Source organism: Thalassospira sp. UBA848 (assembly GCF_002295455.1).
Taxonomy (GTDB): Bacteria; Pseudomonadota; Alphaproteobacteria; order Rhodospirillales; family Thalassospiraceae; genus Thalassospira.
In genome coordinates this window covers 65,473-78,760 of sequence record NZ_DBGS01000090.1, presented here as the reverse complement: position 1 = coordinate 78,760, position 13,288 = coordinate 65,473, and the positions used below count along the sequence as shown (strand labels likewise).

Annotated in this window: 12 protein-coding genes; 6 read left to right on the top strand and 6 right to left on the bottom strand. The window is 55.6% G+C overall.

From position 1 onward, the window contains the following. Positions 1–32: 32 nt before the first annotated feature. Entirely contained in the window at positions 33–1,022 is a 990-nt protein-coding gene (locus B2R48_RS13000; RefSeq protein ID WP_297001068.1) for a helix-turn-helix domain-containing protein, read from the bottom strand. 318 nt (positions 1,023–1,340) lie between these two features. On the opposite strand from B2R48_RS13000, the gene B2R48_RS12995 reads away from it, so the two are divergent. The 6 genes from B2R48_RS12995 to B2R48_RS12970 all read left to right on the top strand — a co-directional run bounded on the left by B2R48_RS12995 (position 1,341) and on the right by B2R48_RS12970 (position 7,430). Continuing rightward, positions 1,341–2,558, top strand: coding sequence for an amino acid ABC transporter substrate-binding protein (locus B2R48_RS12995; protein ID WP_297001066.1), 1,218 nt, complete (start codon positions 1,341–1,343; stop codon positions 2,556–2,558). A 78-nt stretch (positions 2,559–2,636) separates the two neighbouring features. Beyond that, complete coding sequence (locus B2R48_RS12990) at positions 2,637–3,509, top strand: branched-chain amino acid ABC transporter permease (RefSeq protein ID WP_297001063.1); 873 nt, start codon at positions 2,637–2,639, stop codon at positions 3,507–3,509. Further along, positions 3,506–4,480: a branched-chain amino acid ABC transporter permease gene (locus tag B2R48_RS12985; protein ID WP_213475668.1), complete on the top strand. Its 975-nt coding sequence runs from the start codon at positions 3,506–3,508 to the stop codon at positions 4,478–4,480. The genes B2R48_RS12990 and B2R48_RS12985 overlap by 4 nt, the downstream gene beginning before the upstream one ends. Further along, positions 4,477–5,211, top strand: a complete 735-nt coding sequence (locus tag B2R48_RS12980; protein WP_297001059.1) for an ABC transporter ATP-binding protein — start codon at positions 4,477–4,479, stop codon at positions 5,209–5,211. Before B2R48_RS12985 ends, B2R48_RS12980 begins: the two co-directional genes overlap by 4 nt. Next, on the top strand, positions 5,204–5,920 hold the full coding sequence (locus B2R48_RS12975; RefSeq protein ID WP_297001055.1) for an ABC transporter ATP-binding protein: 717 nt from the start codon (positions 5,204–5,206) through the stop codon (positions 5,918–5,920). The genes B2R48_RS12980 and B2R48_RS12975 overlap by 8 nt, the downstream gene beginning before the upstream one ends. Positions 5,921–5,972: 52 nt before the next feature. Then, positions 5,973–7,430: an aldehyde dehydrogenase gene (locus B2R48_RS12970; protein ID WP_297001053.1), complete on the top strand. Its 1,458-nt coding sequence runs from the start codon at positions 5,973–5,975 to the stop codon at positions 7,428–7,430. A gap of 168 nt (positions 7,431–7,598) precedes the next feature. Here B2R48_RS12970 and B2R48_RS12965 read toward each other — a convergent pair whose 3' ends face one another. The 5 genes from B2R48_RS12965 to B2R48_RS12945 form a co-directional block, all read right to left on the bottom strand. Beyond that, positions 7,599–8,072: a YaiI/YqxD family protein gene (locus B2R48_RS12965; protein ID WP_297001050.1), complete on the bottom strand. Its 474-nt coding sequence runs from the start codon at positions 8,070–8,072 to the stop codon at positions 7,599–7,601. Between the two features lie 38 nt (positions 8,073–8,110). Continuing rightward, entirely contained in the window at positions 8,111–9,355 is a 1,245-nt protein-coding gene (locus tag B2R48_RS12960) for an MFS transporter (protein WP_297001048.1), read from the bottom strand. Between the two features lie 202 nt (positions 9,356–9,557). After that, positions 9,558–9,767, bottom strand: coding sequence for a cold-shock protein (locus tag B2R48_RS12955; protein WP_008892034.1), 210 nt, complete (start codon positions 9,765–9,767; stop codon positions 9,558–9,560). Between the two features lie 80 nt (positions 9,768–9,847). After that, positions 9,848–11,629 (bottom strand): DEAD/DEAH box helicase, encoded by a 1,782-nt coding sequence (locus B2R48_RS12950; protein ID WP_297001045.1) that lies wholly within the window; start codon positions 11,627–11,629, stop codon positions 9,848–9,850. A gap of 322 nt (positions 11,630–11,951) precedes the next feature. Continuing rightward, positions 11,952–12,773 (bottom strand): HNH endonuclease, encoded by an 822-nt coding sequence (locus B2R48_RS12945; protein ID WP_297001042.1) that lies wholly within the window; start codon positions 12,771–12,773, stop codon positions 11,952–11,954. Positions 12,774–13,288: the final 515 nt, after the last annotated feature.

Genomic DNA, 13,288 nt, shown 5'->3' with positions numbered 1-13,288 from the left:
GATAACAGCAAACGATTGCGACCAGCCCTGACTTATGGCCAGGCGGCAAAGGTATCGTCGCGCACCCGTTCCGCAGCCCGCCTTAGACGGCGGTAAGCACCTGGGGCCTCACCCATATAGCGTTTGAAAAACCGGCTGAAATAGGCCGGATCACGAAAACCCAGACCATAGGCAATCTGTGCAACACCCAGTGGTGATTGTTCAAGACGCGTACAGGCTTCGCGCAATACCCGTTCATGGATGATGGTGAGTGGCGGCTTACCTGTGGCCCGCAAAACAGCTGATCCCAAACGCCGTTCACTGACCCCAAGCGCGGTTGCGTAATCGGCCACATTCCAGTGTTCGCGAAAATGCAGTTCAAGCACCTGCAAAAACCGCTGAAAGGTGATTGAGCCCGGACCATGCTTGTCACGCTGGGCCATCACACCTTCGGCCAGACGCAGCACCATGGTCAGAATAATCTGAAGATGCGCGCCCACCACAAGGCTCGCACCGAGCGCATTTTGCATCAGTTCCGCCCGAATGGCTTCGAAGCTGCGTGAGAGGAGCAGCAGGTTTCCGCTATCCTCAGCCGGGGTGACGTTATGCACAGTGTCGGCCGCAAAACGAAGCGGCAAGCCACCCCCGGCCGGCGTGCCACCAGCCACCCCGCTGCCATCCCCGCAATGGCGCGCCACCAGATCATCAGCAACCGACAGCAAATACCCGTCACTGCCCGCCGCAACGCTAAAGCGTTGCGTTTCGCCAAGCGGCAACCAGACAAGGGCTGGGGCCTTGCAAGTAATCGTCCCCTGCCGCAAGCCGATCTCGGCCCGCCCGCCAAGCAACAGCACGGCATAACACCGGTCCCGGCGACCGGGATCATTCATCACCCAGGACTGTGCGGACAACGGATGGTCAAAGCGATCCATCACCGCCTGTGTCGTAACCGGCAGCAGATCCTCGAACGGGTTGTCGGTCAGTGTTTCTGAACGCGTAACCGGGCTTGAAACAGGAATTTGACGGGGAGGTTGATCAGCCATGCCTTTTTGTCGCGCATCTATTCCAAATGGTTATATGTAAAAATGTACAATTTTTCGTCTTAAATTGTCAATTTCGTCGTCTTTACATTGGAACCGTTCCATCGCTTACTAGGATGGCGGTCAAAGAAACCGTCAAAAACAACAATACAGATAAAGAATGCGTTCCCATTATTTTGCAGATGCGAACTAATGGGCGGGAGGATACGCCGGAGATTTACTTCAAACCGTGAAGTAAATAACAGAATCTCTTTGCCTAAACTCCTGAAACTACGCGCAAACGGGAAAACCGTCTCTGCAAAAGAGATCAGGAGGAATAGGATGCAAATCTCAGCAAAACTGCGCCTCGCGACCATGGCAGCGGCAACCACCGCCGTCATGAGCACCGCGACGCTGTTTGGGGCGAATGCCCAGGAAACATATCGTATCGGTTATGCCATTTCCAAAACCGGCCCGGCAGCACCGGGTGCTGCGACCAGTACCATCCCCAACTATGAAATGTGGGTAAAGGAAATCAACGACGCTGGCGGCCTTCAGGTCGGTAACAAAAAGTTGCCCATCGAAGTTGTTGAATATGATGATCGCTCAAGCTCCGAAGAAGCGGTACGTGCGATTGAACGCCTGATCAACCAGGACAAGGTTGATTTCATTCTCTCGCCATGGGGGACGGGCCTCAACCTTGCCGTGGCACCGATCCTTGATCGTGCGGGCTATGCCCATCTTGCCGGCACGGCCGTAACCGACAAGGCGCCGCAGCTTGCCAAGCGCTGGACGAATTCCTATTGGCTACTGGGTACTGGTGAACAATATGCCGTTGAACTTGCCAACTTCCTTGAGGGCCTGAAGGCCGACGGCAAGATCAATGACAAGGTCGCAATGATCGCCGTTGCCGACGGTTTTGGCATCGAACTTTCCAAGGCCGGTCGCGAAGCCCTTGAAGATCGTGACTTTGATCTTGTTTATGACAAGACCTATCCGCTGGGCTCGCAGGATCTTGCGACCATTGTCAATGACATCAAGGCGCTGGGTGCGGATACATTCGTTGCCTTTTCCTACCCGCCGGGCACCCTTGGCCTGACTGAACAGTCACGCGTTCTGGGCTTTAACCCCAAGGTGTTTTATGCCGGTGTCGGCACCGCCTTCCCGCTTTATAAAAACCGTTTTGGTGACAATGCCGAAGGCGTGGTCAGCCTTGGTGGTGCGAGCGAGGATGATCCGAAAATCGCCGACTACATCAAACGCCACGTTGAGTTCGCAGAACGTGAGCCGGACCGTTGGGCATCCATCGTGAACTGGGCAACGCTTCAATCCCTGCAACAGGCCATTGAGCGCGCCGGCACAACCGACCGCGAAGCGATCAATGCCGAACTGGCCAAAGGCGGCTTTGACACCATCCTTGGCACCTATAAGCCGGGCGATCAGACCTTCTGGCAGGTCGGTCAGTGGCAGAATGGCAAGTTTGTTGGCCTTGCCCCGACCGACATGGAAGGCGCAGCCGAGCTCGTCTTCCCAAAACCTGAATGGAAGGCTGCGCAGTAAGCGCGCCACATAACGTCGTCGGGGTTCCATACACACCCAAGCTCCCGGGAGCCCCGACGACCGTTTTGGATGAAGTGAATGTTTAGCTACGCACTCTTTTCCGGGATTACACTTGGCGGGATGTATGCCCTCGTCGCGATGGGTTTGACCCTGCAATATGGTGTTTCGCGCATCATGAACCTTGCCTATGGCGAGCTGGTGATTGTCGCATCCTTTATTGCCTTTGTTTTCATGACCTCGGTCGGGATCAACCCGCTTGTCGGTCTGTTGATCATCATTCCCGCAAGCTTTGTGCTGAACTGGGTGATTTATCGCATTCTGCTGACCCCGCTAGTCGCACGCGCAAAGAACCGCGGCATGCTTGAAGTTGACAGTATTCTGGCCACGTTTGGCCTGCTGTTCATCGTTCAGGGTGTTTTGCTGGTCTGGTTCGGTGGCAATTATTACAGCTATGATTTTCTCAATAATGCCGTTGATATCTTTGGCGCGACGATTGCTGCCAACCGGCTTGTCGCCCTTGGCTTTGCGGTTGTCATCGGACTTGGCTTCTATCTGATCCTGACGCGTACCCGCACGGGAACGGCGCTGCGTGCAGTTGCGGTTGATCCGACCTCGGCCCGGCTGGTGGCGATCGATGTCAATTTCGCATCCTGCTTTGCCTTTGCCCTTGGCGGCGCAATGGCGGCCGTGGGCGGCGTTCTGGTCAGTATGTTTTTGACCTTTTCCACCTCGATGGGCGTTGTCTTTACCATGAAGGCGCTCATCGTTGTGATCATGGGCGGGGTTGGTAACATGCTGGGCGCGCTGCTTGCCGGACTTATCCTTGGTGTCGCAGAAAGTCTGGTCGCGACCTATATCGATCCGGGCCTGACCATTGCCGTAACCTATGTGATCTTCCTGCTGGTACTGCTGATCAAGCCATCCGGTCTGTTCGGGAGGGCGGCGTCATGAGCATCCTTAAACCCGATTTCATCAAGCCTGTCGGCCTTGGTGCGGTGATCTTTGCCGCCCTTGCTTTCATGCCCACCCTTGTTGACAGCTATTACATGTCACTTGCGATCAGTGTCGTCAGCTTTGCGATTCTCGCAACCGCATGGTCGATGTTCTCCGGCCCGACGCGCTATATCTCGCTTGCCACTGTGGTATTCTTTGGCATTGGTGCCTATACGGTCGCGGTCCTGGGTGAAGTTCTGCCCTTCCCGCTGGTGCTGGTGTGTGCGGGGCTTGCCGGGACGGTGATCGCTCTTCTGGTTGGCTTTTCCACGCTGCGTCTCGCGGGTGTGTATTTTGTGATCTTTACCTTTGGCCTGACCGAACTGGTCCGGCAGGTCGTCAGTTGGTACGAAGTCAACGTTACCCGCGAAATGGGGCGTTATGTCTTTCTTGATATCACCCAGAATGACATTTACTGGCAGCTGCTTGCCCTGTTTGCCGTACTACTGCTGACCGGGTTTATTCTGGGTCGATCACGACTTGGCTTTGCACTGCGCATCATTGGCGAGGATGAAACCGTCGCCAAGCATTGCGGCATTGATGTCACCCGGGTGAAAGTTGCGCTGTTTGTTCTGTCTGCCTTGTTCATGACACTGACCGGCGCCATCATGGCACCGCGCTGGACCTATATTGATCCGGTGATTGCCTTTAACCCGATGCTGTCATTCCAGGTTGTCATCATGGCACTTCTGGGTGGTCCGCGTCGTTTGCTGGGACCACTTTTGGGTGTCATTCCGCTGACCCTTCTGTTTGAAGTCCTGACCGCAAGCTTCCCGAACCATTTCAGCATCCTGCTTGGCTGCGTGTTCATGGTGATTGTCTATCTTCTGCCCGGCGGGGTTGTCGGATTGTATGAAAAGTACCGCGCACCGAAAAAGCGCGTGCTCGCAACCGATCAAAACGCCGAACCCGGGGGGAACGCAGCATGAATACCGAAATCCTTCTGTCGATTTCTGGCCTCCACAAGGCCTTTGGCGGATTGATTGCCGTCAATCAGATGCAGTTCGATGTCCATCAGGGCGAAATCCTTGGCCTGCTTGGCCCCAACGGATCTGGCAAGACCACGGTGATGAACCTGATTTCCGGTGCCCTTCAATCCAATGACGGCAAGGTTGTCATCAGCGGCAAGGACATCACCAACCTGCCTGCGCACAAGATCAGCCATTCCGGCATTGCACGTACCTTCCAGTTGGTGCGTGTCCTGCCCGACCTTGATTGCGTGGAAAACATAGAAGCCGGTCTTGCGTATCGGACCAAGCCGCTCTGGGGCGATGCCGCGCACGCTTCGGCCCTTGAATTGCTTGATCGTATCGGCCTTTCAAAACAGGCCCACATCCCGGCGGGTGATCTGACCTACATTGATCAGAAACGCCTTGAACTGGGGCGCGCGCTTGCCCTTCAACCCAAGCTGCTTTTGCTTGATGAATGGCTGGCCGGGTTGAATCCTTCCGAACTTCAGGATGGAATTGCCCTTGTGCGCAAGCTCAAGAACGAGGGGCTTACCATCATCATGGTTGAACATGTCATGGATGCGATCAGAAGCCTGTGTGATCGCTGTGTGGTGATGAATGCCGGGGCGAAAATCGCCGATGGCACACCAGATGAAGTGCTTTCCGATCCGGAAGTTGTCCGCGCCTATCTCGGAGACAGTCATGCTTGATATCAAAAACCTGTCTGTGTCCTATGGTAAGCACGCCGCCCTTCGCGAAGTCGACCTTACTGTCGACCATGGCGAGATCGTTGTCATGCTGGGTGCCAATGGCGCAGGCAAAAGCAGCCTGCTCAAAGCCTGCGCGGGTTTGATCACACCCCATGACGGCACCCACATTGATCTTTCTGGCAACGAACTGACCGCCCTTTCGGCGCACAAGATTGTCGAAACGGGACTTGCCCTTGTCCCGGAAGGGCGCGGCATTTTCGGCGAACTGACGGTTCGTGAAAACCTTGCGCTTGGCGCCTTTGCCAAACGTGCACGGGCGGCTGAAAAGCAAAACCTTGATCGCGTTATTGATTTGTTCCCGAAGCTGGCTGAACGACTTGATCAGGCGGCTCGAACCATGAGTGGTGGCGAACAGCAGATGGTGGCCATCGGCCGTGCGCTGATGTCCAACCCGGATATTCTTCTGCTTGATGAGCCATCCCTTGGCTTGTCGCCGATCATGACCGGGGAATTATTCAAGGCCCTTGCAGCCATTCGTAAAACCGGGGTTGGTGTGCTTCTGGTAGAACAGAACGCCCATCAATCCCTTGCCATATCAGATCGGGGATACCTGATCGAAAACGGGGCCATAACCGGGCAAGATACCGCCAAGGCCCTGCAATCCGACCCGGCTGTGCAAAAGGCTTTCCTTGGCCTTGGGGCTGCGTGATGCAGCCTTTCGCCACCGCACAGCAACCCACAAGAAAGTCAGGAGAAACGTCATGAACGACACGAAATTGTTGATCAACAATCAGGACGTCAATGCGTCCAACAACCGTACTTTTGAACGCAAGAACCCGGTCACTGGTGAAGTTGCTACTGTGGCTGCTGCGGCCAATGCCGCCGATGCCCGCAAGGCCGCGGATGCAGCTGCCGCGGCCTTCCCGGAATGGTCAAAAATGGGTCCCGGCGCGCGGCGCAAGATCCTGCTCAAGGCTGCCGACATCATGGAAACCAAGGGTGACGAATTCGGCCAGCTGGTTCTCGATGAAACCGGCAGCACGCGCATGTGGGGTGGCTTTAACGCCCATCTTGCCGCCAATATGCTGCGCGAAGCCGGTGGCATGACCACCCAAATTCAGGGCGATGTCATTCCGTCTGACACACCGGGCCTGATGGCCATGGGTATCCGCCAACCGGTTGGCGTCGTTCTGGGTATCGCACCATGGAACGCGCCGGTGATTCTTGGCACGCGCGCGATTGCCATGCCGCTTGCATGCGGCAACACCGTCATCCTTAAGGCGTCCGAACTTTGCCCGGCGCTGCATCGCCTGATCGGTGATTGCCTGGTCGAGGCCGGCGCACCGGAAGGCGTTGTAAACGTCGTGACCAATGCGCCTGAAGACGCCCCGGAAATCGTTGAAACCCTGATTGCCCATCCGGCCGTGCGTCGCATCAACTTTACCGGGTCGACCCGCGTTGGGCGCATCATCGCCAAACTCGGCGCAGAACACCTTAAACCGGTTCTGCTTGAACTGGGTGGCAAGGCACCGTTCCTCGTGCTTGACGATGCCGACCTGGATGAAGCGGTCAATGGTGCTGCCTTTGGTGCCTATATGAACCAGGGCCAGATTTGCATGTCGACCGAACGTCTGATCGTTGACAATGCGGTTGCCGATGACTTTGTTGCCAAACTGGCCGCCAAGGCCAAAACCCTCACCGCTGGCGATCCGGCCAAGGCCGAAAACATCCTTGGCGGTGTTGTCAGTGTCGAGGCGGTCAATCGCATCGAGGAACTGGTCGAAGACGCCGTTTCCAAGGGTGCGAAACTGGTTGCCGGTTCTGGCAAGGCCAAGGATGGCGTGTTGATGGATGCAACCCTGCTTGATCATGTGACACCGGCGATGAAAATCTATTCCGAGGAAAGCTTCGGTCCGATTTGTGTCGTTATTCGTGCTGGCGATGAAGACGAGGCTGTGCGCATCGCCAATGACAGCGAATATGGTCTGTCGTCAGCGGTCTTCTCGACCAACATTCCGCGTGCGATGGAAGTTGCCAAACGCATTGAAAGCGGCATCTGCCACATCAACAGCCCGACCGTTCAGGACGAGGCACAAATGCCGTTTGGTGGTGTGAAGTCTTCGGGCTATGGCCGTTTCGGTTCACAGGCATCGATTGATGAATTCACCGAAATGCGCTGGATCACGGTTCAGAGCGGCAAGCGCCACTACCCGTTCTAAGCCACAAGAAGTGCAAGACCGTGCGGAACACCCGCGCGGTCTTTTCGTTATTCTGGGATACGCAGGGGGGAAGCCTGATTTGTGAGAATTGTTCCCTCACCAAATCAGGACCTGTGTGCGGGCCGTCAGATGCGTCATCTGGCGGCCCGCTTTTTTATAATGAGCAGATCAGGCGCGCAGAACGGCCTGTATCAATACTTCAAGTGCGCTTGAAAATTTTGACCGGTCTTTCTGGGTAAAGGCGGCATTTCGCCCCTGCTCGCCGGTAACTTCGCGCATATGGGCGGCGATTTCACGGCCTGCCAGCGCATTGCCGATATTGGCCTCGGTAAATTCCTGACCGTTGGCCTTAAGGACGCGGACACCGATGTCGATCCCGCGCGATGCCAGCGGAATATCATTGGTAATGATCACATCACGTGCGCGCGCGTTTTCCGCAATCCAGTCATCGGCGGCATCGGGTTCCGGCGGGACAATCACGATTTTGATCAAAGGATTGCGGGACGGGCGAATGCCGCCGTTTGATACCATGATCATCTCGATCCGGTGGCGTTCGGCCACACGTTCGCACTCTGCCTTGACCGGGCAGGCATCGGCATCAACCAGCAAACGGGGGCGGGTGTTTTCAGTATTTTCGTTCATGCCGCGATAATCGCCGGGACGCGACCAAAGTCAAGCCATCATGAACCCGGCGCGAACGGATCCGAATGCTTTGCATCGCGCATCACGGCCAAAACCACTGCCCCGACAAAGGCAAACGCGCAGGCCATCAAAACGGTTGTCTGGAAATCAAAGGCACTGGCAACCACCCCGGTCAAAAGGTTGCCGATCAACCCGCCAACAAACAGCGTGCTGACATAGTAACTTGTCGCAACACCGGGCTGATCGGTGGCGAAGTTTTGGACGAATGTCATGCTGATTCCGGCAAAGATACCGTAATAGATACCATCAAGGGCGGCGAGTGCGAGGACATCGACAAGGGTGGTCGCCTGATAAATCAGGCCAAAGAATACCGCCCCCAGAAGGGCCGCGATCAGCATGCCTTTGCGCTCCCCGGTGCGTTTGATGAGCGAAGCACAGAAATAGATCACGACGACCTCGACAAAGCACTTCACGGTCAGCGCAAAGCCCGCCGAAGACGCGATCAAGCCAAGCTCGGTCGAGAAATAAAGCGGCATGGCCGAGACAAACACCACATTGGCCGCCCCGACAAAAAACACCGGCACACAGGCAAACAAAAGCCCGACATTCAGCGGCACCTTACCGCCCTGCGCCAGACTGTTGGGATGATGGGTTTTGAAGGCATTGGGCACGGTCAGCAGACAGATCGCAAACCAGATCAACGCCAACCCGGCAATGGCGTAATAGGTCGCCGAAAATCCGAATGCGCCATAAAAGGATAATGCCGCCGCTGGCCCGACCATCCAGCCAAGTGACGTCTGCATACGCAGGAAGCCATTGAATTTGATGACGTCACGTTTTGTCTGTTCGGCAAACAAGCGGCCAAAGCTATACATCACCGAAAGCGCACCCGCCCCGACCCCAAGCAGGACCGAAACAACCGCCAGATAAATCCAATAGATCTGAAACGTCGCGAGCATGACCATCCCGGCGGTGAAACACAGGATACTGGTGACTAATAAAATCTTGACCGGAACACCGTGATCAATCGCGCGGCCAAATGTTCGATTGGCAAGCAACGTGACGCTGACCTGAACAATCATCACCATGCTGAGCTTCCATGGCGGCTCCCCAAGGCCTTCGACCACGTAAAGCCCTGCCAGGGGCACCGCGCCGGATGACGTAAACGCCCCCATCAAAAGCAGCCCCAACACCAGAAACGGGTACCGGTCCAGCATCGCGACAACGGGGCCATGGCCGTTTGTCACATCGGTCTGTGTTGGGGATGTAGCATCATTATCCATCGGCACGATCAGATCCTGTAGGTTGCACGACCATCCGATCCTTCTAGCGCCTTGTTCTGAAATCACTAAGCCTTTCCGGCCCCTGGAAAGAAGATGTCACAAAAGCATCATCCAGACCGGCGGAAAAAACAAAACCCCCACCCGGTTTCCCGGATGGGGGTTTCGTTAATACGGTGTCCTTCACAAGGAAGGACAAGCCGAATTAGGCAGCGGTCAGGTCATCAGCCGAAACGCGACCCGAACGGGAGTCGGTGCGCAGTTCGTAGTTGATTTTGTCGCCTTCCTGCGGGTGGCCCATGCCAGCGCGTTCTACAGCGCTGATGTGCAGGAATACGTCATTTCCGCCTTCGTCCGGCTGAATGAAACCAAAACCTTTAGTTGCGTTGAACCATTTAACGGTACCAGTTGCCATCTTTAAATCTCCTATCGAGTATTGATTGGCGTTGTGACACACCCCGCGTGGGTGCGCCTATTTTTGTTCGGTCAATCAAATCAGGCGCGGTCACGCCGTCTCTGATTGTCCGAGGAAGTCTTGTGGCCTCCGCCGCCCGGCTGCCCGCCAGACTGGGATCCACGATGATTGCGGTTACGGTTTGCACCGCCGCTTTTACCTTGCGGTCTGGCATTCCGGGGACCTCTGCCCCCATTGCCATTCGCGCGGCGTTCTTCGGTGCTGCCCAAAAAAGACAAACCGGAAGAAATTGAATTGTCGCCCTTTGACTGATCGCGACGATTGCCATCAGACGAGACACGCTTGGTCGGGCGTTTACGTCCGTCGTTGGAACGCGCACCATTTTCGGCGCCGTTGCCACGATCATTGGCGGATTTCGATTTCAGGCCACCCTTGTAGCGGCTTTTGGATTTTTCAAGCGCCGGGTTGGTCGCAGCTTGATCGCCAGAAGCAGCTTCGGCATTGCGGCCACCTTCGCCTTCGCGGCGCGGATTGGGCTTGCCGGCTGCATCATTACGATCGCGACGCGGTGCATTGCCACGTGCTTCTTGACGCTGACCACGACCATTGCCGCGGTTCCCACCAGCAGCAGCACGACCACCGTTGCCACGACCCTGGCCACCGCCATTACTGCGGCGACCCTTGTTGGCTTCGCGTGCGATCTCGGACTGTGCTTCCTGCTCGGCCGCGGCCTTGGCATCACGGCGATCAATTACGGGGATCGATTGACGGGTGGTTTTTTCGATATCGCGCAGAAGACCACGTTCCTCGTCATCACAAAAGGCGATGGCGGTACCACTTGCACCGCCGCGGGCGGTACGACCGATACGGTGCACATAGCTTTCCGGAACGTTCGGAAGTTCGAAGTTTACAACGTGGCTCACGCTATCAACATCAATACCGCGGGCGGCGATATCGGTTGCAACAAGCACACCGATCTGACCGTCCTTAAAGGCATTAAGCGCACGTTCACGCTGGTTCTGGCTTTTATTGCCGTGAATGGCAGCCGCACTGATTTTGTTGGCTTCCAGATGGCGTGCCACACGATCCGCCCCGCGCTTGGTGCGGGTAAAGACGAGGGTACGTTTGAAAACCGGATTATCAAGAAGCTCTGCCAGAAGCTGACGCTTGCGGGTCCGTTCGATCAGGTAAACCGACTGTTCGACACGTTCCTGGGTGGTGGCAACCGGGGTTACCGACACCTTGACCGGGTCAGACAGCATATCACCGGCAAGCTGACCGATCTGTCCTGGCATGGTGGCCGAGAAGAACAGGTTCTGACGGTCGCGCGGCAACATCTTGATGATACGCTTGATCGGCGGCAAGAAGCCTAGATCAAGCATGTGATCGGCTTCATCAAGCACAACCACTTCAACATGTTTAAGGCTCAGCTTGCCGCTATCAACATGGTCGAGCAAACGACCAGGTGTCGCGACAAGAACCTCGACACCGGGGTTAATTGCCTTGATCTGCGGACCCGGGGCAACGCCACCAACAACGACAGCGGTGCGCACATTCAAAAAGCGGCCATAGGCACGGAAGCTGTCGCCAATCTGGGCGGCAAGCTCACGCGTTGGCGCAAGAACAAGCACACGGCATGCCCCTTTGGGCGTGCGGGTCTCGGATTTGGAAAGACGGTCAAGGATAGGCAGCGCAAACGCTGCCGTCTTGCCGGTACCGGTCTGGGCGATCCCAAGCAGGTCTTTGCCTTCAAGAAGCGAAGGGATCGACTGTTCTTGGATCGGGGTCGGCGCGTCATAGCCTTCTTGAGCAAGCGCGCGCAGGACCGGCTCGGCCAGGCCGAGTTCGGAAAACTGGGTCAAATAATGATAACTCGTGGATTAGAGGCTGCAGACAGCTGGGAAATGTCCCGGAAAAATAAAGTAATCAGGTCTGCGCCTTGCAGTTCTGGAAGCATCCGCGTAGCTGGACACCTCAATGCGTTCTTAGGTCAATCACTCGACAGTAGGGTCTTTTAATTCCCTCTACGCTTCTGGAGCGATCAAATATCGACCTCACCATGCGCAGAGTTTTATCCCCTTGTCAAACAGCTTATTTTTGACAGCCCCGCGTTTTACGCACAACGGCATGGCACATTTGCGCTACAGCAGGGCACTAAGGCTTCGCCCAGCAGAATGACATTTCCTATCTACCGAAGGTCGGTTCGAGCTTCGCGAACGTATTTTCCCGGTGCCAATCAATCATCTCTTTTGAAGGCAAGTATCTGAAGGGTTCTGTTATTTTATACCCCTCATGCGAGAGGAATAAATCTGCAATAGTAGAGTCGTGCTTAGCCATTCTATGCAGCCGCGTATCGAGTTCGATGGTTAAATCAACTCCAAGCGTCCAATAACCCTCGTCAAATGCTTTGTGATGGTTTCTGCACAGAGCAAGACCATTGTCAGGACGCAACCGGTAAGTCTCGTCTTCATTGTGCGGTTTGATGTGAGCAGCCTCTAACAACCGAACAAGTTTGGTCTTACACACGCAACATTGGAAGCGATAACCAGACAGCACGGCGCGCCTGAAAAAGCCTTGATTTAATCTTTCTTCTCGGACGCGCACGGTGCTGGTTTTCCGACCAAGGACATTGAAATCAGTGTCAGCGTCGCTGAAACCGTTTTGGCTCTGATCATGAGCAGTCACCGCGTGCAATTTATCGAACTGACTATCAATGCGATCAATTGCTCTTTCAATCTCATCAATAACCCGCGCAGGCTGGTTATGAAAACGTGACATTAACTCACGATCTGCTGCACTTGCATTCTTCAACCCTGCGCGCTCTAGCGTAGGATCCAAGCTTGCGAAATTGCATAGCTTCATCGCAACCGAACCTGGCGTTCGGTCGAGAACCTCAGCGAGTTGAATAACGTTTTTGTTTTTCGAATGAAATTGGCCGAACTCAAGTTCGAAATACAGCTTCAAAGCTGCATACCTTTCTTCATTCGTCCACTTTTTAGTCGCCAAGCGTTTTCTCCCCAACCCCCGAGAAATCATAGGTATTCACAAAGGGTTGGGGAAGAAAAAATTCAATACGCCGCACACGGGTTCCCTGCCCCACACGGATTATAGGCTGCACACGGATTGCTGGCAGCACATGGGTTACTTGCCGCTGGTGCACACGGAGACGCGGCACAAGGCGAGGCAGCACACGGGTTATAACCGGCACACGGATTTCCTACCGCACATGGGTTGGAAGCGCCGCACGGATTGAATGCGGCGCAGGGGTTGGCGCTGCATGGTGCAGCAGCGCAAGGGTTAACCGATCGCACACCACAGGGGTTAAAGCCACCGCACGGACTGGAAGGACTGCAAGGGTTTCCTGCCGCACACGGGTTGTAGGCTGCGCACGGATTGGCACCACACGGGCTTGCCGCACAAGGATTATAGGCCGCATCGCATGGATTCGCACCGCACGGGTTATAGCCAGCCCCGCATGGGTTGGCTGAACACGGGTTTGCTGCACATGGGTTCGCGGCACA

Bases quoted from the DNA above. Each gene is read 5' to 3' on its own strand.
- B2R48_RS12980 (WP_297001059.1), top strand. From the start codon at position 4,477: ATGAATACCGAAATCCTTCTGTCGATTTCTGGCCTCCACAAGGCCTTT.
- B2R48_RS12995 (WP_297001066.1), top strand. From the start codon at position 1,341: ATGCAAATCTCAGCAAAACTGCGCCTCGCGACCATGGCAGCGGCAACC.
- B2R48_RS12965 (WP_297001050.1), bottom strand. From the start codon at position 8,072: ATGAACGAAAATACTGAAAACACCCGCCCCCGTTTGCTGGTTGATGCC.
- B2R48_RS12970 (WP_297001053.1), top strand. From the start codon at position 5,973: ATGAACGACACGAAATTGTTGATCAACAATCAGGACGTCAATGCGTCC.
- B2R48_RS12975 (WP_297001055.1), top strand. From the start codon at position 5,204: ATGCTTGATATCAAAAACCTGTCTGTGTCCTATGGTAAGCACGCCGCC.
- B2R48_RS12985 (WP_213475668.1), top strand. From the start codon at position 3,506: ATGAGCATCCTTAAACCCGATTTCATCAAGCCTGTCGGCCTTGGTGCG.
- B2R48_RS12955 (WP_008892034.1), bottom strand. From the start codon at position 9,767: ATGGCAACTGGTACCGTTAAATGGTTCAACGCAACTAAAGGTTTTGGT.
- B2R48_RS12960 (WP_297001048.1), bottom strand. From the start codon at position 9,355: ATGGATAATGATGCTACATCCCCAACACAGACCGATGTGACAAACGGC.
- B2R48_RS13000 (WP_297001068.1), bottom strand. From the start codon at position 1,022: ATGGCTGATCAACCTCCCCGTCAAATTCCTGTTTCAAGCCCGGTTACG.
- B2R48_RS12990 (WP_297001063.1), top strand. From the start codon at position 2,637: ATGTTTAGCTACGCACTCTTTTCCGGGATTACACTTGGCGGGATGTAT.